Below are 20,554 nucleotides of genomic sequence, written 5' to 3' on the forward strand. Positions count from 1 at the left end.
CGTTCGCCGAGGCCGCCGCGGCCGCCGAGCGGATCGGCTTCGACGGCGTCGAGCTGCACGGCGCCCACGGCTACCTGCTCGACCAGTTCCTGTCCCCGCTCACCGGACGTCCCGGGCGTCACCGCCGGGCCGCTCGACCACCGGCCGGGCCGCACGCCCCCGCCGGCCGGGCGGGGGCGGATTGCCGGCCGGGAAAATTCGCTGGCGGGCACCGGAGCGGGCGGGATAGGAAGGCCGGATGAGCACTACCGAGACCTCCGCCGAGCGGCGCGTCCTGCGGCCCGCCACCCTCGACCTGGGCGACGTCGCGCTGCGCCCCTGGGGCAGGGCCCTCGACGTGCCCGGCGGCACCGTCCCCGCCCTGGTGGCGGCCGCGGCCGACCCGGAGATCGCCCGCTGGAACCCGCTGCGCATCGCCGACCCGGCCGGCGCCGAGGCCTACCTCGACCGCTGCGACACCGGCTGGGCCGAGGGGCGCGCGGCCGCCTTCGCGATCACCGACGCCCTCGACGGGACCCTCCACGGCAACGCCTTCCTGGGCTGGACCGACCAGTCGGACGGCATCGCCACGGTCGGCTACTGGCTGCTCCCCACCGTCCGCGGCCGGGGCATCGCCACCCGCGCCGTCACCGCCGTCACCCGCTGGGCCGTCGCCACCGCCGACGCCCGCCGCATCGAGCTCTGGCACGCGGTCGGCAACGAGGCCTCCTGCCGCGTCGCCGACCGCGGCGGCTTCCGCCACGAGGGCACCACCCGGGCCTCCTACCGCTACGGCGACGGCGACTACGTCGACGAACACCTCCACGCCCGCCTCGCCACCGACCCGGACGCCGGGTAGCCGGGTTCGCCGACCGGCTGCCGCGCGGGTCCTCCCGGTGCCGGGAAACCGGTGGGCCGCAGGCTGCGCGCACGGCGGGGGAGCGGCCTAACCTGGAAGGGCGCGTACGGTGCGTGGCCCGGGAAGGGAAACGGTCGGCCATGACGGTGATCTCGGCGGCTCTCTTCGGTACCGATTGGCGCCCTGCGCCGCCCGGTTCCGCCGAACTGCTGCGCGAGTGCGCCGCCCGGGGCTGGACGGTCGTGCTGACCGGGCCCGGGCCGGGCGGGGCACCGGCCCTGACCGTGACCGCCCCCGGGCGTGACCCGGTGCGGGCCGCGCTGGAACTGGTCGGCGGCACACCGCCGCACGCCGTGGCGGTGGCCGGCAGCGTGCGCGAGGTGCTGGCCGCGCGGCGGGCCGGGGTGCCGTGCGTCGCCCTGGCGGCCGGTGCGGACGCCGGCCCCGAGCTGAGGGCGGCGGGCGCGGTCGAGGTCCACCGCGACGCCGACGCCCTGCTGCGCGTCCTGGACGACAGCCTGCTGGCCCGGCCCCGGGCCTTCGGCCCCGTGGGCGCCGCCGCCGGCGCCGCACCACACGCCGCAACCGGCGGCCCCCTGAGCGGTTAGCGCCTGCCCGTACCGGGCAACCGCCCGGGTGCGAGCACGTCACCGGAAGTGTCGGAGGTGACCGAGATGGACGGACCCGCGTTGAGCGGATGGGAGCGACGGCTCCTTGAGGAGATCGAGTCCGATCTGCGCCAGGACACGCGCCTCGACCGGAAGTTGAGCACGATGGGCGCCAAGTCGCCGAGCCGGGCCCGGCGCGTGCTGCGCGGCGTCGGGCGCCGCCTGTCCGCCGGGGTGGTGCTGACCGCCCTGGTGATGTCCGCGATCTGCCTCAGCATCGGCGTGCGGACCCCGACCACCGCGGTGCTGACCGCCCTCGGGCTGGTGTGGGCGGCCTCGGTGGCGGCGGCGATCGCCACCTCGGCGCTGCTGCGCCGCCGGGCCGCGGGCCGGGGTGAGGGCCGGGACCAGGCTGCGGGCCGGGACCGGGGCGAACACCGTGCCGCACCCCCCGACCGGGACGAGCGCCGCGAACGCCGCCCCTGGGACCAACCGGAGGCGTGATGACCACCGACCTGTGGGAGTACCGTCCGGGACCCCACCACGCTGCCGACCTGAACCTGACCGGGTACGAGGTGCAGGCCACCGACGGCCCGCTCGGCCGGGTCGAACAGGACACCGGGGACCACCTGCTGATCGACGCCGGGCCCTGGGTGGCGGGCACCCGGCTGTCCGTTCCGGTCGGTCTGGTGTCGCGGATCGACCACCTGGAGCTGACCGTCCACCTGGACTGCCCGCGCGCCCGGCTCAGCCCCGCCCCGGCCGCCGCCGTCCACCTGGGTTCCGCCTGCGACCCACACCGGCGCTGAGCCATGGGCTGGCCGTCCACCACGCTCACCGGCCGGACGATCGCCTTCCTGGTCGCGCCGTACGGGGCGGAGCAGGTCGAGCTGACCTCGCCGTGGCAGGCGGTGGCCGAGTCCGGCGGCACCCCGCGGTTGCTGTCCACCGGGCCCGGCCGCGTCCAGGCCGTCCGGCACCGAGCCCCGGGCGACACCTTCGCCGTCGACCTCCTCGTCGCCGGGGCGCGGCCGTCCGCCTTCGACGGCCTGGTCCTGCCCGGCGGCGTCGCGAGCCCCGACGCGCTACGGCTGGACGAGGCCGCGGTGGTCTTCGTCCGCGCCTACTGCGCCTCCGGCCGCCCGGTCGCCGCGATCTGCCACGCCGCCTGGACCCTGATCGAGGCCGACGCCGTCCGCGGCCGCACCCTCACCTCCTGGCCGAGCCTGCGCACCGACCTGCGCAACGCCGGAGCCCACTGGGTGGACGAGGAGGTGCACGTCTGCCGCGCCGGCCCCGGCCCCCTCGTCACCAGCCGCCGACCCGCCGACCTGCCGGTCTTCAACGACACCCTGGTCACCGAGTTCGTCCACGCGGCGAAGCGGCGGAAGGGGTGAACCCGCTTCCCGTCCCGGGGAGTTCCCGGCGTGCCCGGCGCGAGCCGCGCAGGGGGGTCAGTCGCCGCGCAGCCGGACGAAGGCGGCGACGGGTGGGCGGCCGGTGAGGGTCAGTTCGGCGCGCAGCGGTCCGGTGAGGGGGTGGACCGGGCCGTGCTCGGGGTCGGTGACGGGCGGGCCGGCGAGGGGACCGACGGCCTCGGCGACCTCGCGGGCCTGGACCGGGGTGAGCCGGGGAGTGCTGAGGAGCACCCGGCCGTCGTCGAGTTCGAGGACGAGGGCGTGCGGACGGGAGGCCGGACCGGTGAAGGCGCGGACGGTGGCGTCGAGGGTGTCGCTGCGGCGGTACTTGACCCAGGCACGGCCGGTGCCGCGCGGGCGGTAGGGGGAGCCGGCGGCCTTGCAGACCAGGCCCTCGACGCCGGTGTCGGCGAGGCGGGCCATCCAGTCCAGCGCCTCCGTCCGGTCGGTGGTGGCCAGTACCGGCTGGATCGGCGGAGGGACGTCGGCCAGCGCGGCGAGCAGCAGCCGGCGCCGGTCGGTGAGCGGCAGCCGGCGCAGGTCGCGGCCCGGCAGGGCGAGCAGGTCGAAGGCGATCAGGCCGAGGACGACGTCCGGGGCGGCGGCCCGGGCCCGGCGGGTGCGCAGCAGTTCCCCGAAGGCGAACCGGCCGGCCCGCCAGGCGACGAGTTCGGCGTCCAGCACCAGCCCTTCGGGCAGCCGGGCGACGGCGGCGGCGATCGGCGGGAACTCGGGGGCGAGGTCGCGGCCGGTACGGGACTGCAGGACGGGCGGGCGGGCGCCGCGGGCGAAGGCGACGCAGCGGAAGCCGTCCAGCTTCAGCTCGTACTGCACGCCCGCGCCGCCCAGGCCGTCGGCGGGCGGGACGGCGGTGACGGCGGCGGGGCGCATCACCTCGACGGGCGGGTGGAGCACCTGGCGGGGCTGCTCCTGCCGGGTCGCCGGGCCGGTGGGGAGCGGCCGGGCCCGCTCCGGGTCCAGCAGCGGCGCGAACAGGTCGCCGTGGGCGGCGAGGCGCTCCGGCACCTCGGCGAGGGTGAACACCAGGTCGTCCGCCGTGCCGGCGCGCTCCAGCTCGGCCCAGGTCAGCGGGGTGGAGACGGTCGGCAGCGGCCGGGCCCGGAGGGTGTACGGCGCGGCGGTGGTCTTCCTGGCGTTGTTCTGCGACCAGTCGACCAGCACCCGGCCGGCCCGCCGGGCCTTCGCCATGGTGTGCACCACCAGCTCCGGGCGGTCGCCCTCCAAGGCGGCGGCGAGCGCCTTCGCGTACGCCGAGACCCGGGTGCTGGGAGTGGGCTCGATCGGGACCAGCAGGTGCAGGCCCTTGGAGCCGGAGGTCTTCACCCACGCCGCCAGGCCGTCCGCCGCGAGCCGCTCGCGCAGCAGGACGGCGACGGTGCGGCAGGTGAGGACGGACGCGCCCGCACCGGGGTCGAGGTCCAGGACGAGGCGGTCGGCGAGCCCGGGCGCGGCCGCGTGCCACTGCGGGACGTGCAGTTCCAGACAGCCCAGGTTGGCGGCCCAGAGCAGCGCGGCGCCGTCGTCGAGGACGACCTGGCGCAGGCCACCGCCGCTGCTCGGCACCTCGACGGTGCGCACCCAGCGCGGGGTGCCGGCCGGCGGGTTCTTGGCGATGAACACCTCGGCCTCCACGCCGTCCGGGCAGCGCAGGAAGGAGACCGGGCGGTCGCGCAGGTGGGGGAGCAGGGCGCCGTGCACGGCGGCGTAGTAGCGCAGCACCTCGCCCTTGAGGGTGCCGGTGCGCGGGTAGTACACCTTGTCGAGGTGGGAGAGCGCGAGGGTGCGCCCGTCCACCGTGAGCTGCGGCATGGGTGCTCCCCGGAGCCTGGGTGGGCCTGTGCGTGGCCCCCGCAGCCAGTCTGCCCGGGCGGCGGCGGGGGCGCAGCCGGTCCACCGGCGTCGGAGGCGGGCCGCTCAGCCCCGCGCGGGGGCGGCGGGCCGCGGCGCACCCCGGTAGGTGCCGAAGTACCACTGGTTGCCCTCCGGGTCGGCGGCGGCGAAGTCGCGCGAACCGTAGTCCGTCTCGGTGAGCGCGGTGGTGATCCGGGCCCCGGCGGCGACGGCGCGGTCGTGCACGCCGTCCGGGTCCGCGGTGACCACGTACGCGGTGAAACCGCCCGGCCGGCCCGGGCAGGGCGCGCCGCCCTCGGGCGTCTCCCGGTCGGAGCCGAGCATCACGCCGCCGCCCTCCGGCCAGGCCAGTTCGGCGTGGGCGACGAACCCGCCCTCACCGTAGGCGACGACCTCCTGGAAGCCGAAGGCGTCGACCAGGAAGCGGATCAGGGCCCGGGCGTCGGTGGCGCGCAGGCTGGGCCAGACCTGCGGGGCGGGGGCGGTGCCGTCCATGGCTGTCTCCTCGGGGGGGCGGGTTGCTTACGCCTCCCACTCTGCGGCCGCCGCACCCGCCCCGCCTTGGACGTTTCGGAACTTCGCCTCCTCCGGCCCCTCCGCCGCCAGCCACGCGCTCGGCGCGGCCCCGGCCAGGGCGCGGAACTCCCGGGCCAGGTGCGCCTGGTCGAAGTACCCGCAGCGGACGGCCAGGTCGCCGAGCCGGGGCGGTGGCGAGGCGGCCAGCAGATGGCGGGCCCGGTCGAAGCGGATCACCCGGGCGGCGGCCTTCGGCGTCAGACCGGTCTCCCGGCGGAACCGCTCCTGGAGGTGCCGGGTGCTCCAGCCGGTCTCCCGGCCCAGCGCCGCCACCGGCAGGGTGCCGTTGCTGCGCCGCAGCGCCCGCCAGGCCCAGCCGACCTCCGGCGGCACCTGCCCGGACGGGCGGGCGGCCCGCAGCAGCGTCCGGTCCAGCACGGCGAAGCGCTCGGACCAGGTGCGCGCGGACTGCAACTGCTCCTGGAGGCGCGGGCCGAGCTGCCCCAGCACCTCCTCCGCCGGGAGGTCGATCCCGGCCAGCTCGCCGGCGGGCAGCCCGAACAGCGCCCGGGCGGCCAGCGGGTGCACGGCGATCTGCACGCCGGACTGCCGGCCGTCGTGGGTGATCAGCGCCGGGCCGGTGTGCAGGCCGCCGAGCAGCGTCGGGTAACTGCCGGGCGGCTGCGCCGGGTCGGGGTGCCCGGTGATCACCAGCGGCTCGTCCAGGGTGAGGATGAACGTCAGGTACGGGGACGGCAGGCCGCGGTGCAGGGCGGGCGGGATGCCGCGCTGGCGGTACCCGGAGTACCAGGCCACGTACGGGCGCAGCGCGGGCGCGGGCCGGGCGCGGACGGCTTCGTCGACCAGGCCGGCGTCGGTGTCGGCGGCCGTGTCTGCGGCCTCGTCGGCTGTGGCTGCGGCCGCGGGCCCGGTTGCGCCGGCTGCGGACGTCTCGGGGGTTTCCGTCGTCACGTTCCCAGTATCGGCGGCCGGTGGCGAGCGTGCCGCGCGGCGGGGGCGGGCGTCTTGGACAAATGCGCACCGGGGCCGCCGAGTTCGGCCGCTCTGCGGGCGTCCCGGTGGGCGCCCCCGGCGAGGCGGCCGTCTCGCCCAGCGGATCATCCTTTCTTGCCAGGCGAGATGGGCGCACACTGGCGGGCATGGGAAAGCAGTACGAGAGCATCGACGGCAGGCTGCGGGAGTTCATCGAACGGCAGCCCCTCTACTTCGTCGCGACCGCGCCCCTCTCCACCGACGGGCACGTCAACGTCTCGCCCAAGGGCCGCTCCGGCACGCTCGTGGTGATCGACGAACTCACCCTCGCCTACCTGGACTTCGGCGGATCCACCGCCGAGACGATCGCCCACCTGCGGGAGAACGGCCGGATCACGCTGATGTGGTGCGCCTTCGACGGCCCGCCGACCGTGGTGCGGGTGCACGGCCGGGGCGAGCCGGTGTTCCGTGACGACCCGCGCTTCGCCGGGCTGTTGGGCCGCTTCGACCCGGCCGCCGACGGCTCCGGGTTGCGTGCGATCGTGCTGGTGCGGGCCGAACGGGTCAGCGACTCCTGCGGGTTCGCCGTCCCGCTGATGGACTACCGCGCCGACCGCGAACTGCACGCGCAGTTCTTCGGCCGCAAGGACGAGGAGGAGTTCAGCACCTACTGCGAGGGCAAGCAGTACGTCGGCACCAGCATCGACGGCCTCCCCGCTCTCCCGCTGCCGCTCCCGCCCCGACCGGACAGGACCTAGCAGGCCCGTCAGGCCCGTGCTACGGGCAGGGTTCCTCGACGCGCATCGCGGTCAGGCCGATCGCCTGCCCGGTCAGCACCTCGCCGGCCGCCGGGCTCTGCCCGCACACCCGCCACTCCCACTGCACCACCACGACCCGCCCCCGCGGACCGGCGTCCCGCACGCTGACCGGGTACCACAGGGGCAGCAGCGCCCGTGCCGCCAGGACGGTCTGGCCGCGCAGCTCGGGCATCGGCGGGTGGGGCGGGCTGGGTGCGGGGATCGCGTAGCCGGGCCGGTCGTCCGGCGGCAGCGTGCGGCCGGGATCGGTGTGCGGATCGCAGGCGGCCAGCCCGAGCGAGGACACGAGCACGAGCAGGGCCCAGGTGCGGCGCATGGTCCCCCCGGTGGAATTCGCCTACGGTCCCGGCGAACCGACCGTACCTGCCGTGCGGTGCGCCGGGTCGGTTCGTGACCGGCTCGCGGCCGGACCGTCGCCACCTCGGTACGCTCCGGGGCCCCGGGCAAGCTCGTGCCGGAGCGGAACGGCGCCGCCGGACTCGCTACGGACGGCATTCATCCGGTTGCCCTGAGTGTCGGACGGGGGGAGCGTGATGGTCATGATACGAACCCTGCGTGCCGCCGCCCTGGCCTCGCTCTCCCTAGTACTCGTGGCCTGGCCGGCTCAGGCCGTCACTGCCCCGCGCGCGGAGCGGTCGGCGACCGCGCGGCTGTCCGTCGAGCTCTGCCCGCCCCGGGGCCCGGTGGTCCCGGGCGAGAACGGGACCCTGGAGGTGCGCGTCACCAACCAGGGCCCGGCGGCGACCACCGATCCGACCCTGGTGGTCGTCCACCTGCCCCCGCCGGGCGTGGTGAAGTCGGCCGACCCGTCGGTGGAGCTGACGTACTTCGGGACGGGCAGCTCCTATTTCGTCCCGGCCGGCCTGGCGCCGGGGGCCACGTCCGTGGAGCGGCTGTCGCTGTACGTCGCGCCGATCACCTCGCCGTTCACCACCATCAGCGGTGACGTGCAGGCCTTCTACCCGGGCGACCCGGACCAGTCCGGCCACACCACGCCGTACAGCTTCACCACCGCCGACACCCGGGCCCACTTCATGGTCGGCGCCTCCTCCGCCTGGCAGGCTGGGCACCCGGTGCCGCAGCCGGGCGACCTCACCGGCGCACCCGGGGCCACCATCGACCTGCCGCTGTGGGTGTACAACGCGGGTCCGTCGTACTCGACCCACCCGATCGACGTGCGGATCACCGTGCCGGAGCACACCACGCTGACCGGCCCGACGCCGTACGACTGCACGGCCGCCGGGCCGCGGACCCTGACCTGCCACTACGGGGTCGGGCCGCGCTACCAGGACGCGATCTTCATCGACCCGGCCGTGGTGATCGATCCGGCGACGACCGCCGGCCAGGTGCTGTCCGGCGGGACGCTGGACGTGTCCGGTCAGGAGGACTGCCCCTCGCCCGACTGGCACACCGACTTCTCGGTGACGGTGGCGGCCGGCCCGCCCGGCGGCGGCCCGGAACGGGCCCCGGTCCGGTAGCCCGACCGCCGCCCGTGGGCGCGGCCCGCAGGCCGGCGCGTGCGGTCGGCCGCAGCGGGCGGGAACGCGACGACGCCGCCGCACCCGGGGAGGGTGCGGCGGCGTCGGGGGCCCGGGACAGGCGGGCCGGGGGGTGGGGACTACTTGCCCAGGCCGGCCTTGACGGAGCAGATCGGCCAGGCGCCGGGGCCCTGGGCGGCGAGGACCTTCTCGCCGATGGCGATCTGCTGCTCCTTGGTGGCCTGGTGGGCCTGCGGGGCGTACGCGGTGCCGCCGAAGGCGGCCCAGGTGCTGGAGGTGAACTGCAGGCCGCCGAAGAAGCCGTTGCCGGAGTTGACGGCCCAGTTGCCGGTGGCCTCGCAGGAGGCGACCTTGTCCCAGACGGTGGCCGGCGCGGCGGAGGCGCTGGTGGCCGTGACGAGGCCGGCGACCGGCAGGGCGGTGATCGCCCCGGCCATCAGAGCCATCCGGACGCGGTTGCGGCGCTTCGGGGTGGCGGTGGTGGTGGTAGCGGCAGTCTCGTTACGGAAGGTCATGCGGTTCCTTTCGGAGGAGGCTGCGAGCGCGCGGAACCAGGCCCTCGGAAGGCCGTTGGTTTCGGGGGACACGTCACTCGCGTGGTCCGGCACCGTTCCGGTTCCGGGGCGGTGAAGCCGACCGGAGCGGAGTGCTTGGTGCAACGGATTCGAAGGTACGGGGGCGGTTGAGGCGGTTTCAAGGATTTGGAGGTTTAGGCACGTCAGGGGGCCGTTACCGGGCGTAAGGATCAAGGAAATGACATGATTTGGCCCGATTTGCCACCATTTTCAAGATCAAACCACCCGCCGAAGTGGCCTGCGTCACGCCGAAAGTCGTGTGAGCCCGCCCACATCGTCGACAGCGCGTGACGTCCCACCAGCCCCCGGTGTCGAAATCGCCGCACCGCCCGGCGCCCCGGGTGGCCCGCGCCACAACCCTCACCGGGAGGGCCCCCTCCGGTCACGCACGGTGGCGGGCATAGCCTCGGGGCCATGAGCAACGAGAGCGATGCAGAGGACGTGGAGGCCGTCGGCGGCGCCGGGGAGCCCAGGGCGGCAGCGGCCCCCGCGGGCTTCGAACTGGGGACGGACGGGCCCAAGGTGATCCTGGCGGGGCTGGACGGCTCCGACTCCTCCTGGCGCGCCACCGCCTACGCCGCCGGGCTGGCCCGCCGCCAGGGCGCCACCCTCGCGGTCGCGTACGTCCAGCCGATCCTGGGCGCGGCCACCGCGCTGGCCGGGGCCGTGGTGGAGGAGACCACTCAGGAGATCGCCGACGAGCTGCTGACCGCCCTGCGCGAGGCCGAGCACCACGTGAAGGAGGTGTGGCGGGTGGAATGGCGCTTCCTCACCATGCGCGGCGACCCCTATACGGGGCTGGCCAAGCTCGCGGACGAACTGCGCGCCGACGCCGTCGTGGTCGGCGCCTCCGAGCAGGCCGGGCACCGGGTGATCGGCTCGGTCGCCGTCCGCCTGGTGAAGGCGGGCCGCTGGCCGGTCACCGTGGTGCCGTAGCGCGGCCGGGCCGCCCGGCAGGGGGCCGGGTGGCGGCGGGTAGGGTGCGTGACCATGACGGAAACGCCGGGCGCGCACCCCACCGGGCCCGCCCACCCGACCGGCAGCGACCTGCACCTCGACCTCCCCGCCGTCGGGGGCCGCCGTGCCGCGCTGATGGCGGCCCTGCGCGAGGCGATCCGCAGCGGCCGGCTCGCCCCCGGCACCCGACTGCCGCCGTACCGCGCGCTCGCCGCCGACCTCGGGCTGGCCCGCAACACCGCCGCCGAGGCGTACGCCGAACTCGTGGCGGAGGGCTGGCTGACCGCCCGTCAGGGCTCCGGCACCGCCGTCGCCGAGCGCGCCGAGCCCGTCCCGCCGAGCCCGTCCCCCCGACCCTCCGTGCGGCCGGGGCCCGTCCACGACCTGCGCCAGGGCCGGCCGGACGCCGCGTCCTTCCCGCGCGCCGCCTGGCTGGCCGCCGCCCGCCGGGCCCTGACCGCGGCGCCCAACGAGGCCTTCGGGCCCGGCGATCCGCAGGGGCGGCGCGAACTGCGCACCGTCCTCGCCGACTACCTGGCCCGCGTCCGCGGGGTGCGCACCGACCCGGACCGGATCGTGGTCTGCTCGGGCTTCGCCCACGCGCTGCGGCTGCTGTTCGCCGGCGGGGCGCCCGCCCTGCCGCCCGAGTCGACCGGGCCGCTGGCCGTCGAGGCGTACGGGCTGGGGTTCCACCGCGGGCTGCTGGCCGCCGCCGGGGTCGCCACCGTGCCCCTTCCGGTCGACGAACACGGCGCCAGGCTCGGCGGGTTGGCGCACCGTCAGGACGTCCGGACGGCCCTGCTCACCCCCGCCCACCAGTTCCCGACCGGCGGACCGCTGCACGCCGGCCGCCGCGCCGCCGTGGTCGACTGGGCGCGCGGGCGCGGCGGCCTGCTGCTGGAGGACGACTACGACGGCGAGTTCCGCTACGACCGCCAGCCGGTCGGCGCCGTCCAGGGGCTCGACCCCGAGCGGGTGGTCTACCTCGGCTCGGTCAGCAAGAGCCTGTCACCGGCGCTGCGGCTCGGCTGGATGGTGCTGCCGGACCATCTGGTCGACCGGGTGCTCGCCGCCAAGGGCGAACGCGAGGGCTGGGCCAGCGCGTTGGACCAGCTGACCCTCGCCGAGCTGATCGACTCCGGCGGCTACGACCGGCACGTGCGGCGGATGCGCCGCCGCTACCGGGAGCGCCGCGACCAGCTGGTGGCCGCGCTGGCGGGGAGCGCCCCGCACATCGGGGTCTCCGGCGTCGCGGCCGGCCTGCACGCCGTCCTGCGGCTGGAGCCCGGCACCGAGCACGCGGTGCTCCAGGCCGCCGCCCGCCGGGGCCTGGGCCTGGACGGGCTCGCCGACTACCGGCACCCGGGGATCGGCCCGGAGGCCATGCCGGCCATGGACGGCCTGGTCGTGGGCTACGCCACGCCGCCCGACCACGCCTACCCGGCGGCGCTCGCCGCGCTCTGCGACATCCTGCCGCCGCCCGCCTGAACCGGCCGGGCCCGGGGCGGCCGGACCGGCACCGGCCTGCCGGGCGACCGGCTCCGGGTGGCCGTCCGGGGCGGCGGGCGAAGCATAGGGCCCCGGGCGGGGCGGTGGGGGCGGAACGCAGCCGGGGTGGTCCGCGGTGTCCGCCCCCGACTCGTGCGTCGGTACGGACCGGGGCGGAGCGGGGCAACGGAACCGGTACCGCGCCCTACGCTCCTTGGTCATGCGCAGAACACATTTGAGCCGTGTCGCCCTCGCCGCGTGCCCGGCCCTCGCCGTCGGTCTGCTCCTCTCCGCCACACCCGCCCAGGCCGACACCCCGCTGCCGTTCACGGCCGTCTCCGACCGGCAAACGACCGTCCGGGGAGGCGAGTTCACCCTGACCCTGACGCTCAGCAACCCGTACGACACGCCGATCCAGTTCGTGTACCAGAGCGTTCAGCCGACCTACCAGACCAGTCTGGAGAACGGCCTCAAGTTCACCGCCACGGCCTGCGGCACCCAGACCAACGGCTGCAGCGACAATGTCCACGGCGGGATCGCCCGGTACAACGTGCCGCTCGCCCCCGGTGCCACGAGCAGCTTCACGGTCACCTACACCGTGGCGCCGGACTCGACCTGCGGCGCGGCGACCAGGATCGACTTCTACTCCTACCTGTACTACGAGTACAAGGGGGGCGAGGCCAAGAACTCCGGCATCGTCGGCATCCCCGGCAGCCAGATCGCCTGCGCCTGACGCATCGCCCGACCGGCGCTCCCTCGCCGCTTCCCCGTCGCACCCCCACTGCGCATCCCCGATCCCCCGTCAGGTGCCGGCCGCCCCCGTCCCGGCACCTGACGGGCCGTTCGCGTGCCCGGATCCCGGTGGCGGGCCGGCGCCCATGGTCGGGGCGCAGCTGACCGGCCCCGTTGCGTCGGCCCCGTTGTGCCGGCCCCCCGTTGACGACCCGCTCCCGCCGATGTCGTACGGGGGGTACGCCGCCTGTCCGCTGTCCGCTGTCCGCGCACGGGGGTCGGTCGCGCGGGATCCGCGGCGGGGAACGGATGTTCTCGCGACCCGGGGCCCGAGCGGAATGGGACTGCTTCAGATTCACCCTATCGGGGGGTAGTCGGCCTCCGTGCGGGCCCGGTCGGGCGCTGGTGATCTAGGGTTCCCGATGGGCCGCCGGGAGACGGTGGCCGTGATCGCGATGAATCGCCAACACCCCCATCGATACGCGTGTCTGATGAGCCGTCATGGCATCAGTCGGGGTGGATCGGGGCGACCCCGTCGCCGTCCTTCCCTGACCGCGTGATCCGACCAGATGAATGGAGACCCCTGCCGATGCCCGTGGACACGAGCCCGGAGACAGCGCAGGTCCCGCAGCAGTCCAGCCTCACGACGGCCGCTGCCCGCAACCTCGCCACCACGACCAAGTCCGCACCGCAGATGCAGGAGATCACCTCCCGCTGGCTGCTCAAGGTGCTTCCCTGGGTACAGGCCGCCGGCGGCGCCTACCGTGTCAACCGACGGCTCACCTACACCGTCGGCAACGGTGTGGTCGAGTTCATCAAGACCGGCTCCCAGGTCCGGGTGATCCCCGCCGAGCTGGGTGAGCTCGCCCTGCTGCGCGGCTTCGAGGACGAGGAGGTGCTGACCGCCCTCGCCGACCGCTGCGAGCAGCGCGACTTCGGCCCCGGCGAGGTGCTCACCACCCAGGGCGGGGCCGCCGACCGGATCTTCCTGATCGCGCACGGCAAGGTCAACAAGATCGGCACCGGCAAGTACGGCGACGACACCGTGGTCGGCGTGGCCGGCGACGGCGACCGCTTCGGCGACGACGCCCTGCTGGACCCGGACGCCGTCTGGGAGTTCACCGCCACGACCGCCACCGCCGGCGTCGCGCTCACGCTGACCCGCCGTGACTTCGCCGCCATCCGGGACAACTCGCCGAGCCTCCAGGAGCACCTGCTCGGGTTCCTGGCCCTGCCGCAGCAGGCCCAGAACGAGCGCGGCGAGGCCGAGATCGCCATGTCGGCCGGCCACCACGGTGAGTTCGAGCTGCCCGGTGCCTTCGTGGACTACGAGCTCAAGCCCCGCGAGTACGAGCTGAGCGTCGCGCAGACCATCCTCAAGGTCCACACCCGCGTCGCCGACCTGTACAACGAGCCGATGAACCAGATCGAGCACCAGCTCCGGCTGACCATCGAGGCGCTGCGCGAGCGCCAGGAGCACGAGCTGGTCAACAACCCGGAGTTCGGCCTGCTCAACAACGCCGACTTCGACCAGCGGATCCAGACCCACTCCGGCCCGCCCACCCCGGACGACCTGGACGAGCTGCTCAACCGCCGCCGCGACCCCGACTACCTGCTCGCCCACCCGCGGACGATCGCCGCGATCGGCCGCGAGTTCAACGCCCGCGGCCTGTACCCCCACCACGTCGACCTCGGCGGGCAGCAGGTGCCGGCCTGGCGCGGGGTGCCGATCCTGCCGTGCAACAAGATCCCGATCACCAAGGAGAACACCAGCTCCATCCTGGTGATCCGTACCGGTGAGGACAACCAGGGCGTCATCGGCCTGCACCAGAACGGCATCCCGGACGAGTACCAGCCGTCGCTGTCGGTCCGCTTCATGGGCATCGACGAGAAGGCGATCATCTCCTACCTGGTCAGCGCCTACTACTCGGCCGCGATCCTGGTGCCGGACGCGGTCGGCGTCCTGGAGAACGTCGAGATCGCGCACCGCCGCCACTGAGGACGGCCGACAACGGGGCCGGGCCGTAACCGGCCGGCTCGAAGATCGTTTGACCTGATGACGGACGGCCCGCCCCTGGAAGGCGGGCCGTCCGCCTGATCGTGCCTCATCACGTCTGATCGCGCCTGCCCGCGTCCTCCTGCGGGCCGGGCGGATCGCCCTGTTCTGATCCCGTCCCCGGCGACCCGAGAGGTGAGTGGAGCCCATGCCGCAGCGCCGGCAGTCCCGACGGATATCGCTGGACGGCGGTGGGGGTGCGGCCTCCGGTCGGCGGACCAGGCTGATCGGCGCCGCGGTCGGAGTGGTCGCGATGTGCGCCCTGGTCGGCGGCGCCTCGGCGTCCGGCACCGAACACCACGGCGGGGAGCAGCAGCACGGCACGACCGTCGACTCCTGCGTCTGCACCGCGACGGACGTGTCGGTGCAGGTCGGGCCGGGCGGGGACGTGAACGTCGGGGTCGACGTGGACGTCCAGGTCGGCGTCACCGTCGCCCCGACGGTCGACGCGCGACACCAGGGGCCCGGGCTCCCGCACCGGCACCACCCTTGCCGCACGCCGAAGGCCGTGCCCGGACCGGCCTCACCACGGCCCTCGGACACCACGGGGGTCCGTGGGCAGCCCGGCCGCCCGGACGACGAGCACGGCGGGTACGGGGGCCACGACGGGGACTGGTGGCACGGGGACTGGTGGCACCACCACCATCACCACCCGCACCCCTGCCCGAGCCCCACGCCGACGCCGACCCCGACGTCGAGCCCCACCCGCACGCCCAGCCCGACGGCGACCCCGACGCCGAGTGCCACGCCGACGCCTTCGCCGACGTCGAAGCCCAGTCCGACTCCGGCACCCGTCCCCACGCAGTCGCCGACCCCCGCGCCGACAACGCCGGCTCCCAGCAGGACACCTGGGCCCACCCCGCCGCCGGCGGCACCCGCGCCGAACCCGCCCGCACCCCCGGCGCCGGCCCCGGCAGCACCGGCGCCCCCACCGGACCCGGTGGCCCCCAGCCCGGACGCGCCGAGCCCGGTGCGCCCGAGCCCGCTGTGGCCGACCCCGGCGGCGCAGCCCGTGTACCACGTGCGGGCGGCGCAGCCGCCGGTCCCGCCGCAGCACCACCACAACGCCCCGGCGACGACCACCATGCTGCTGGTCACCGTGCCCGCCATCCTGGCGGCGGCGGCCCTGCGCCCGGGCCGTGGACGCGGCCGCGGCCGTTCCGGGCGGTCCTGACCGCCCCACCGAGGCGGCCCGCCCCGGCCCCCGGTCCGGCCCTGGAGCCCGACCTGCCTGGCCCGGGGCCGGCCTCGATCCTTTGTTCCGTCACAAGCCGAGCCAGAGAAGGGAGTTCCCATGTCCGAATGGTTGGCATTGGCCATCGCGATGGCGGCGGCCTGTGCCGTCGTGGTGGCGGTGGTGGTGCTGCGGCACCGCCGGGTGGGCACCGAGAAGAACGTCGACGAGACCCCGGACGTCATCGACTACATCACGATGATGATCGGCGTGGTCTACGCGATCGTCCTCGGCCTCGCCCTCGCGGGTGTCTGGGAGGCGCGCGGCGCCGCCCAGGACGACCTGTTCCGGGAGGCGCAGTCGTTGCAGGAGGTGAGCGACCGGGCGGTGGTCTACCCGGCCGAGTTCCGCGACCAGGTCCGGGCCGACGTGGACGCCTACGTCTCGTACGTGGTGAAGGTCGAGTGGGACTACATGCGCAAGAACGGCGAGATCTCCGACAAGGGCACCGAACTGCTGGACAAGCTGCGGGTGGACGTCGCCACCCGGCCGCCGGCCTCCGAGCTGGAGTCGCAGTCCTACCAGCCGATCATGGACCGGATCAGCCAGGCCGACGACGCCCGCAACTCGCGCGGGCAGAACGCCGGGCCGACCATGCCCGGGGTCGTCTGGTTCGGCCTGATCACCGGTGCCGTGGTGACCGTCGGCATGCTGTTCGCGCTGCAGATCCGGCGCACGCCGAGGGAGTTGATCCTGGCGGGCTGCTTCAGCGCGCTGATCGCGTTCCTGCTGTTCATGATCTGGGACTTCGACGATCCGTTCGGCCGGAGCGTCTCGGTGACCACCCAGCCGTTCGTCGACCTGTTCCCCTCCCTCGGGCTCAAGGGCTGAGCAGGGCCCGCCGAACCTCGCCGAAGCGGGTGGGCCCGCGCGGAGATCCGCGCGGGCCCACCGGCGTGCCGGACGTCAGCGCAGGCTGCCGTCCATGGAGTTGAGCAGCGTGCCGGAGGCGTCGTCGTTCTCCAGGGAGAAGGCGAACAGGCCGCCGAGGCCCTTGCTCTTGGTGTAGGCCCCGCGCGCCTGGATGGCCTGCGGGGTGTCGCCGGTCCAGAAGTTGGTGCCGTCGTAGACCCAGCTGCTCTCGGTGACCGGATCCCAGTGGGTGGTGGCGGCGGTCGGGTTGAGCTCCTTCCAGGCGGCCAGTCCGGCCTCCTGGCTCAGCGGCTTGGCGGCCGTCGGGCCGGTCGCGCTCTGGTACAGGCCGTAGTTGGAGCCGGCCGGGACACCCGTCCAGCCGCGCCAGTAGAACGGGATGCCGAGCACCAGCTTGTTGGCCGGGAAGCCGCCGGGGATGCCGTACTCGGGCAGGCCGGTGGTGTACGCGGCGAGCATGGTGTCGACGTTGTACTTGCGGGTGCCGGGGGTGATCGGCGTGGTCGGGTCGGCCGGGCTGTCGTGCAGCGGGTCCTGGTGGTTGGTCGGGCCCTTGGCGTCCCAGGCGCCGTGCATGTCGTAGGACATGACGTCGGCGTAGTCGAGGTAGTTGCCGATCTTGTCGGTCTCCAGCTGGGCGATCTTGTCCTGGCCGCTGGGCAGGGCGGCGGACAGCAGGTAGCGCTTGCCCTGGGCGGAGCCGATCGCGTCCAGCTGGGTGCGGAACTCCTTGAGCAGGAGGGTGAAGTTCTGCTTGTCGGCGGGGGAGTAGTGGTTGCCGGTGTGGCCGCCGGCCGAGCCCGGGTACTCCCAGTCGAGGTCGACGCCGTCGAAGATGCCGGCCGCCGTGGCCGCGCCGCCGGAGGCGTCGCCCGCGACGCCGGTCGGCAGGTTCCCCTTGAGGAACATGTCGACACAGGAGGAGACGAAGGTCTTCCGGGAGGCGTCGGTGGCGGCCGCGTCGGAGAAGTACTTGGAGTACGTCCAGCCGCCGATCGAGATGGTGAACCGCAGGTTCGGGTACTTGGCCTTGAGCTGGCGCAGCTGGTTGAAGTTGCCCTTGAGCGGCTGCTCCCAGGTGTCGCTGCTGCCGTCCACGCTGGTGCCGGAGTTGTAGTCGGACTGGTAGTCGGCGTAGGCGTCGCCCGCGCCGTCACCGGCGTTGGGGTTGTTCTCGTTGGTCGAGTCGGAGGCCTTCACCGCCTGGAAGCAGGTGAGCTTGGTGGGGTCGATGTTGGCGAACGCGTAGTGGATGACGTCCAGCTTGCCCGCGGCGCCGCTGGTGTCGACGTTCTTCGGGTAGTACGCGTTCTCGTAGACGCCCCACTGGTCGAAGTAGGCCGAGCGGACGGGCTGTTGCGCGGGGGCGGCGGCCGTCGTGGTGCTCACCGCGGCGGACTGGGCGGAGGCGTGGGAGCCGGAGTAACCCTGGACGCTGAAGGTGTACGCCTTGCCGGGCAGCAGCGAGCTGACGGCGACGGAGGTGCCCATCGAGGTGGCGACCAGCTGGCCGTTGGACCACACCTTGTAGGCGATCGGGCCGTCGCCGGTGGTCAGGGTGGAGGGCTGCCAGGTGAGCACCACGGCGCCCGCGGTGACCTTGGTGACGGCGACGCCGGTGGGCGTGGTGACCTTGCCGTCCCCGGCCGGGCCGCTGGCGGTGGCCGTCGCGGTCGGGCTGCCGGATCCGGTGGGGCTGCCGCTGGCCGTCGGACTGCCGCTCGCGGTGGGGCTGCCGGACGCGGTCGGACTGCTGGACGCGGTCGGGCTGGTGGAGGCCGTCGGGCTGCCGCTCGCGGTCGGGCTGCCGGTGGAGGTGGGCCCGGCCGGGCCGGTCAGGCTGAGGTCGTCGGCGTAGTAGGCGCCGGTGCCGTACCAGCCGTGGGTGAAGACCGTCACCGAGGTGGTGGTGGCGCTGGTGGTGAAGGTGGTGCTCAGCTGGTTCCAGCCGGTGCCGCCGGGTGTCCAGACCGAGGAGTTGACGCCCGTCCCGGTGGCGCCGAGGTAGACGTAGCTGCCCTGGACGAAGCCGGACAGGGTGTACGTGGTGTTCGGCTGGACGGTGACGGTCTGCTGGCACTGCGCGGTGTCGGAGGCCGAGGCCGCGCCGCTGAGCGCGTAACTCCCGCCGTGCACCGGGGTGGTGACGACGGAGCCGTTGGCGCAGGTCCAGCCGGTCAGGGTGCCGGCCTCGAAGTCGCCGTTGGCCAGCAGGTTCACCGGGGCGGCCGAGGCGGGGCTGAGGGTCAGGGCGAGGGCGGCGCCGCTGGTGCTGAGCGTGGCGGCGAGGGCCAGGGCCATGGCCCGTCTGCGCGGGGCGGTCCGGTGCCCGGCGGCCTGGGCGGGCCGTGCGGGCATGACGCGGTCGTGCATGCGGTTGTCCTCCGGATGTGTGGGGGTTTCCGGCGGTGCGTGGCCCGGGGTGGGCCGGGGGAGCCGCCCGGGCGCTGTGGGGGCGCGCGGGCAGGTGGAGCGTGCCGACGTACGGACGGCGGGCGCGGCGGGTCGGCTGACCCGCTCGCGTCACGACATCACAGATTGGACTGGACCAATATTCGCCGTCAAGGGTGTCCGCCCGCTGGACCGTTCCGGGCCGCCGACGCCCGGGCCCGGTAGGTTGACCGCTGCGGAGCAGGCCCGCCGAACGGAGGACTCGCGATGGACAGCCAGGACTGGGACGACCGCTACGCCGCGACCGAGCTGGTGTGGGGCGCCGAGCCCAACCGCTGGGTGGTCCGCGAACTGACCGGCCTCACCCCGGCCCACGTCCCCGGCCACGCCCTCGACCTGGCCGCCGGCGAAGGCCGCAACGCCATCTGGCTGGCCGGCCGGGGCTGGGAGGTCACCGGGCTGGACTACTCCGCCGTCGCCCTGGAACGTGCCGAGCGGCTCACCGCCGACCTGCCCGACGAGGTCGCCGACCGGCTCACCTGGCGGCACGGCGACGCCCGCACCTTCGAGGCCCCCGCCGCCGGCTACGACCTGATCCTGGTCGCCTACCTCCAGGTCCCCGCCCGGGACCGGCGGGCCGCGCTGCGCCGCGCCGCCGCCGCGCTCGCTCCCGGCGGCACCCTGCTGGTGGTCGGGCACGACCTGAGCAACCTCACCGAGGGCGTCGGCGGCCCGCAGGACCCGGCCGTGCTGTTCACCCCGGAGGACGTCCTCGCCGACCTCGCGGACCGCGGCCTGCGCACCGTCCGGGCCGAACGGGTGCACCGGACGGTCGGCCCGGAGCCCGGGCACAAGGGCGAGGGCGACGGCGTCGCGGTCGACGCGCTGGTGCGCCTGGAGCGGGGTGCCGAGTGACGGGGGACCGAGTGACGGGGCACCGAGTGGCGGGGGACCAGGTGACGGGGGGCCGAGAGATGGAGCACCGAGTGGCGGCGCGGCCGACCCGGCGCACCCTGCTCACCGGCCTGGCGATCGCCGCTCCGGTGCTGCTGGCGGGTTGCTCGGCCTCCTCCGGCAAGGCCGGCAAGAAGGCGGGCAAGGAGGCCGGCGCGGCCAGGGCGAGCGACGCGGGCGGCGAGGCCCTGGTGATGATCATCCGGCACGGCGAGAAGCCGGACGGCGGCCACCCGGGACTGGACGAGAACGGCGGCCACGACGGCAAGTCCCTCACCGAGCGCGGCTGGTCCCGCGCCCGGGCGCTGCCCACCTTGTTCGCCCCGCCCGCGCCCGGCCTGCGCACCCCCGCCCGGATCCTCGCCGCCGCCGACCAGGGCCCACTGGCGGGGGCGCACCGGATGCGGCAGACCGTCACCCCGCTCGCCGCCAAGCTCGGGCTGACCGTCGACACCGGGTACGCCGAGTCCCAGGAGACCGCCCTGGCCGGCGCCGCCCTGGCCGGGCCCCAGCCGGTACTGATCTGCTGGGAGCACTCGGGGATCCCGCGGATCGTCGAGGCGCTCGGCGCCGCCGGCAGCGGCGCACCCGCCACCTGGCCGGACCGCTTCGACCTGGTCTGGGTGTTCGCCCGCCCGGCCGGCGGAGCCTGGACCTTCCAGGAGGTCCGCCAGCACCTGCTGGACGGCGACGCCTGATCCGCCTGCGGGCGTACGCGATGTGACGAAGCGT

The 20,554-nt window shown here is 74.9% G+C and carries 21 protein-coding genes and 2 pseudogenes; 16 read left to right on the top strand and 7 right to left on the bottom strand.

All coding sequences use genetic code 11. The features are described 5' to 3' along the window. The 6 genes and pseudogenes from AB0O82_RS31925 to AB0O82_RS31950 form a co-directional block, all read left to right on the top strand. Positions 1-92 (top strand): annotated as a pseudogene (locus AB0O82_RS31925) (NADH:flavin oxidoreductase/NADH oxidase); the annotation flags it as partial. 146 nt (positions 93-238) lie between these two features. Further along, the gene (locus tag AB0O82_RS31930; RefSeq protein ID WP_363587435.1) at positions 239-838 is read left to right on the top strand and encodes a GNAT family protein; all 600 of its coding nucleotides are present in this window, start codon (positions 239-241) and stop codon (positions 836-838) included. 140 nt (positions 839-978) lie between these two features. Then, positions 979-1,446: a hypothetical protein gene (locus AB0O82_RS31935; RefSeq protein WP_363587437.1), complete on the top strand. Its 468-nt coding sequence runs from the start codon at positions 979-981 to the stop codon at positions 1,444-1,446. Positions 1,447-1,512: 66 nt separating this feature from the next. Beyond that, positions 1,513-1,950 carry a hypothetical protein gene (locus AB0O82_RS31940; protein ID WP_363587439.1) on the top strand — a complete coding sequence of 146 codons (438 nt, stop codon included), beginning with the start codon at positions 1,513-1,515 and terminating at the stop codon, positions 1,948-1,950. Beyond that, a complete protein-coding gene (locus AB0O82_RS31945; RefSeq protein ID WP_363587441.1) occupies positions 1,950-2,255 on the top strand; it encodes a PRC-barrel domain containing protein in 306 nt (101 codons plus the stop codon). The genes AB0O82_RS31940 and AB0O82_RS31945 overlap by 1 nt, the downstream gene beginning before the upstream one ends. A 3-nt stretch (positions 2,256-2,258) precedes the next feature. Next, positions 2,259-2,843, top strand: coding sequence for a type 1 glutamine amidotransferase domain-containing protein (locus AB0O82_RS31950; protein WP_363587443.1), 585 nt, complete (start codon positions 2,259-2,261; stop codon positions 2,841-2,843). A 57-nt stretch (positions 2,844-2,900) separates the two neighbouring features. Here the strand turns inward: AB0O82_RS31950 and AB0O82_RS31955 are convergent, their stop codons facing one another. From AB0O82_RS31955 to AB0O82_RS31970, 4 genes and pseudogenes are all read right to left on the bottom strand, one after another. Then, positions 2,901-3,755 (bottom strand): DNA ligase, encoded by an 855-nt coding sequence (locus AB0O82_RS31955; RefSeq protein WP_363587508.1) that lies wholly within the window; start codon positions 3,753-3,755, stop codon positions 2,901-2,903. Between the two features lie 60 nt (positions 3,756-3,815). Beyond that, positions 3,816-4,694: pseudogene (gene ligD, locus AB0O82_RS31960) on the bottom strand (non-homologous end-joining DNA ligase); the annotation flags it as partial. A gap of 105 nt (positions 4,695-4,799) precedes the next feature. Beyond that, positions 4,800-5,231, bottom strand: a complete 432-nt coding sequence (locus AB0O82_RS31965) for a VOC family protein (protein ID WP_350879418.1) — start codon at positions 5,229-5,231, stop codon at positions 4,800-4,802. A gap of 27 nt (positions 5,232-5,258) precedes the next feature. Beyond that, the gene (locus tag AB0O82_RS31970) at positions 5,259-6,224 is read right to left on the bottom strand and encodes a helix-turn-helix domain-containing protein (RefSeq protein WP_363587445.1); all 966 of its coding nucleotides are present in this window, start codon (positions 6,222-6,224) and stop codon (positions 5,259-5,261) included. Between the two features lie 188 nt (positions 6,225-6,412). Between AB0O82_RS31970 and AB0O82_RS31975 the strand changes: the two genes are divergently transcribed. After that, the gene (locus AB0O82_RS31975) at positions 6,413-7,003 is read left to right on the top strand and encodes a pyridoxamine 5'-phosphate oxidase family protein (protein ID WP_363587447.1); all 591 of its coding nucleotides are present in this window, start codon (positions 6,413-6,415) and stop codon (positions 7,001-7,003) included. Positions 7,004-7,022: 19 nt separating this feature from the next. On the opposite strand, the gene AB0O82_RS31980 is transcribed toward AB0O82_RS31975, so the two are convergent. Then, complete coding sequence (locus AB0O82_RS31980; RefSeq protein ID WP_363587449.1) at positions 7,023-7,379, bottom strand: hypothetical protein; 357 nt, start codon at positions 7,377-7,379, stop codon at positions 7,023-7,025. Positions 7,380-7,602: 223 nt separating this feature from the next. Here AB0O82_RS31980 and AB0O82_RS31985 point away from each other — a divergent pair, with 223 nt between their 5' ends. Next, complete coding sequence (locus AB0O82_RS31985; RefSeq protein ID WP_363587451.1) at positions 7,603-8,541, top strand: hypothetical protein; 939 nt, start codon at positions 7,603-7,605, stop codon at positions 8,539-8,541. A gap of 140 nt (positions 8,542-8,681) precedes the next feature. Here AB0O82_RS31985 and AB0O82_RS31990 read toward each other — a convergent pair whose 3' ends face one another. Further along, positions 8,682-9,077 (bottom strand): transglycosylase family protein, encoded by a 396-nt coding sequence (locus AB0O82_RS31990; protein WP_363587453.1) that lies wholly within the window; start codon positions 9,075-9,077, stop codon positions 8,682-8,684. 474 nt (positions 9,078-9,551) lie between these two features. Here AB0O82_RS31990 and AB0O82_RS31995 point away from each other — a divergent pair, with 474 nt between their 5' ends. The 6 genes from AB0O82_RS31995 (at position 9,552) to AB0O82_RS32020 (ending at position 16,435) form a co-directional block, all read left to right on the top strand. Further along, positions 9,552-10,073 carry a universal stress protein gene (locus AB0O82_RS31995; RefSeq protein ID WP_363587455.1) on the top strand — a complete coding sequence of 174 codons (522 nt, stop codon included), beginning with the start codon at positions 9,552-9,554 and terminating at the stop codon, positions 10,071-10,073. A 54-nt stretch (positions 10,074-10,127) separates the two neighbouring features. After that, positions 10,128-11,582 (top strand): PLP-dependent aminotransferase family protein, encoded by a 1,455-nt coding sequence (locus tag AB0O82_RS32000; RefSeq protein WP_363587457.1) that lies wholly within the window; start codon positions 10,128-10,130, stop codon positions 11,580-11,582. 220 nt (positions 11,583-11,802) lie between these two features. Continuing rightward, entirely contained in the window at positions 11,803-12,315 is a 513-nt protein-coding gene (locus AB0O82_RS32005) for a hypothetical protein (protein WP_363587458.1), read from the top strand. Between the two features lie 588 nt (positions 12,316-12,903). Beyond that, a complete protein-coding gene (locus AB0O82_RS32010; RefSeq protein WP_363587460.1) occupies positions 12,904-14,313 on the top strand; it encodes a family 2B encapsulin nanocompartment shell protein in 1,410 nt (469 codons plus the stop codon). 205 nt (positions 14,314-14,518) lie between these two features. Then, positions 14,519-15,544, top strand: coding sequence for a hypothetical protein (locus AB0O82_RS32015; protein WP_363587462.1), 1,026 nt, complete (start codon positions 14,519-14,521; stop codon positions 15,542-15,544). 120 nt (positions 15,545-15,664) lie between these two features. Continuing rightward, on the top strand, positions 15,665-16,435 hold the full coding sequence (locus tag AB0O82_RS32020; RefSeq protein ID WP_063350621.1) for a DUF4239 domain-containing protein: 771 nt from the start codon (positions 15,665-15,667) through the stop codon (positions 16,433-16,435). A gap of 75 nt (positions 16,436-16,510) precedes the next feature. Here AB0O82_RS32020 and AB0O82_RS32025 read toward each other — a convergent pair whose 3' ends face one another. After that, positions 16,511-18,778: a glycosyl hydrolase family 18 protein gene (locus AB0O82_RS32025; protein WP_363587510.1), complete on the bottom strand. Its 2,268-nt coding sequence runs from the start codon at positions 18,776-18,778 to the stop codon at positions 16,511-16,513. A gap of 357 nt (positions 18,779-19,135) precedes the next feature. On the opposite strand from AB0O82_RS32025, the gene AB0O82_RS32030 reads away from it, so the two are divergent. Then, positions 19,136-19,783: a class I SAM-dependent methyltransferase gene (locus AB0O82_RS32030; protein ID WP_363587464.1), complete on the top strand. Its 648-nt coding sequence runs from the start codon at positions 19,136-19,138 to the stop codon at positions 19,781-19,783. A 59-nt stretch (positions 19,784-19,842) separates the two neighbouring features. Beyond that, complete coding sequence (locus tag AB0O82_RS32035; RefSeq protein ID WP_363587466.1) at positions 19,843-20,520, top strand: hypothetical protein; 678 nt, start codon at positions 19,843-19,845, stop codon at positions 20,518-20,520. Positions 20,521-20,554 lie beyond the last annotated feature (34 nt).

This window comes from Kitasatospora sp. NPDC088264, assembly GCF_040685715.1.
Lineage (GTDB): Bacteria > Actinomycetota > Actinomycetes > Streptomycetales > Streptomycetaceae > Kitasatospora.

What these genes read in the sequence shown, in the direction of transcription:
- AB0O82_RS31985 (WP_363587451.1), top strand. Translation starts at nt 7,603, where the DNA reads ATGATACGAACCCTGCGTGCCGCCGCCCTGGCCTCGCTCTCCCTAGTA.
- AB0O82_RS32035 (WP_363587466.1), top strand. Translation starts at nt 19,843, where the DNA reads ATGGAGCACCGAGTGGCGGCGCGGCCGACCCGGCGCACCCTGCTCACC.
- AB0O82_RS31945 (WP_363587441.1), top strand. Translation starts at nt 1,950, where the DNA reads ATGACCACCGACCTGTGGGAGTACCGTCCGGGACCCCACCACGCTGCC.
- AB0O82_RS32010 (WP_363587460.1), top strand. Translation starts at nt 12,904, where the DNA reads ATGCCCGTGGACACGAGCCCGGAGACAGCGCAGGTCCCGCAGCAGTCC.
- AB0O82_RS31955 (WP_363587508.1), bottom strand. Translation starts at nt 3,755, where the DNA reads ATGCGCCCCGCCGCCGTCACCGCCGTCCCGCCCGCCGACGGCCTGGGC.
- AB0O82_RS31995 (WP_363587455.1), top strand. Translation starts at nt 9,552, where the DNA reads ATGAGCAACGAGAGCGATGCAGAGGACGTGGAGGCCGTCGGCGGCGCC.
- AB0O82_RS31940 (WP_363587439.1), top strand. Translation starts at nt 1,513, where the DNA reads ATGGACGGACCCGCGTTGAGCGGATGGGAGCGACGGCTCCTTGAGGAG.
- AB0O82_RS32005 (WP_363587458.1), top strand. Translation starts at nt 11,803, where the DNA reads ATGCGCAGAACACATTTGAGCCGTGTCGCCCTCGCCGCGTGCCCGGCC.
- AB0O82_RS31980 (WP_363587449.1), bottom strand. Translation starts at nt 7,379, where the DNA reads ATGCGCCGCACCTGGGCCCTGCTCGTGCTCGTGTCCTCGCTCGGGCTG.
- AB0O82_RS31930 (WP_363587435.1), top strand. Translation starts at nt 239, where the DNA reads ATGAGCACTACCGAGACCTCCGCCGAGCGGCGCGTCCTGCGGCCCGCC.
- AB0O82_RS31990 (WP_363587453.1), bottom strand. Translation starts at nt 9,077, where the DNA reads ATGACCTTCCGTAACGAGACTGCCGCTACCACCACCACCGCCACCCCG.
- AB0O82_RS32000 (WP_363587457.1), top strand. Translation starts at nt 10,128, where the DNA reads ATGACGGAAACGCCGGGCGCGCACCCCACCGGGCCCGCCCACCCGACC.
- AB0O82_RS32025 (WP_363587510.1), bottom strand. Translation starts at nt 18,778, where the DNA reads ATGGCCCTGGCCCTCGCCGCCACGCTCAGCACCAGCGGCGCCGCCCTC.
- AB0O82_RS32015 (WP_363587462.1), top strand. Translation starts at nt 14,519, where the DNA reads ATGCCGCAGCGCCGGCAGTCCCGACGGATATCGCTGGACGGCGGTGGG.
- AB0O82_RS31950 (WP_363587443.1), top strand. Translation starts at nt 2,259, where the DNA reads ATGGGCTGGCCGTCCACCACGCTCACCGGCCGGACGATCGCCTTCCTG.
- AB0O82_RS31965 (WP_350879418.1), bottom strand. Translation starts at nt 5,231, where the DNA reads ATGGACGGCACCGCCCCCGCCCCGCAGGTCTGGCCCAGCCTGCGCGCC.
- AB0O82_RS31975 (WP_363587447.1), top strand. Translation starts at nt 6,413, where the DNA reads ATGGGAAAGCAGTACGAGAGCATCGACGGCAGGCTGCGGGAGTTCATC.
- AB0O82_RS32030 (WP_363587464.1), top strand. Translation starts at nt 19,136, where the DNA reads ATGGACAGCCAGGACTGGGACGACCGCTACGCCGCGACCGAGCTGGTG.
- AB0O82_RS32020 (WP_063350621.1), top strand. Translation starts at nt 15,665, where the DNA reads ATGTCCGAATGGTTGGCATTGGCCATCGCGATGGCGGCGGCCTGTGCC.
- AB0O82_RS31935 (WP_363587437.1), top strand. Translation starts at nt 979, where the DNA reads ATGACGGTGATCTCGGCGGCTCTCTTCGGTACCGATTGGCGCCCTGCG.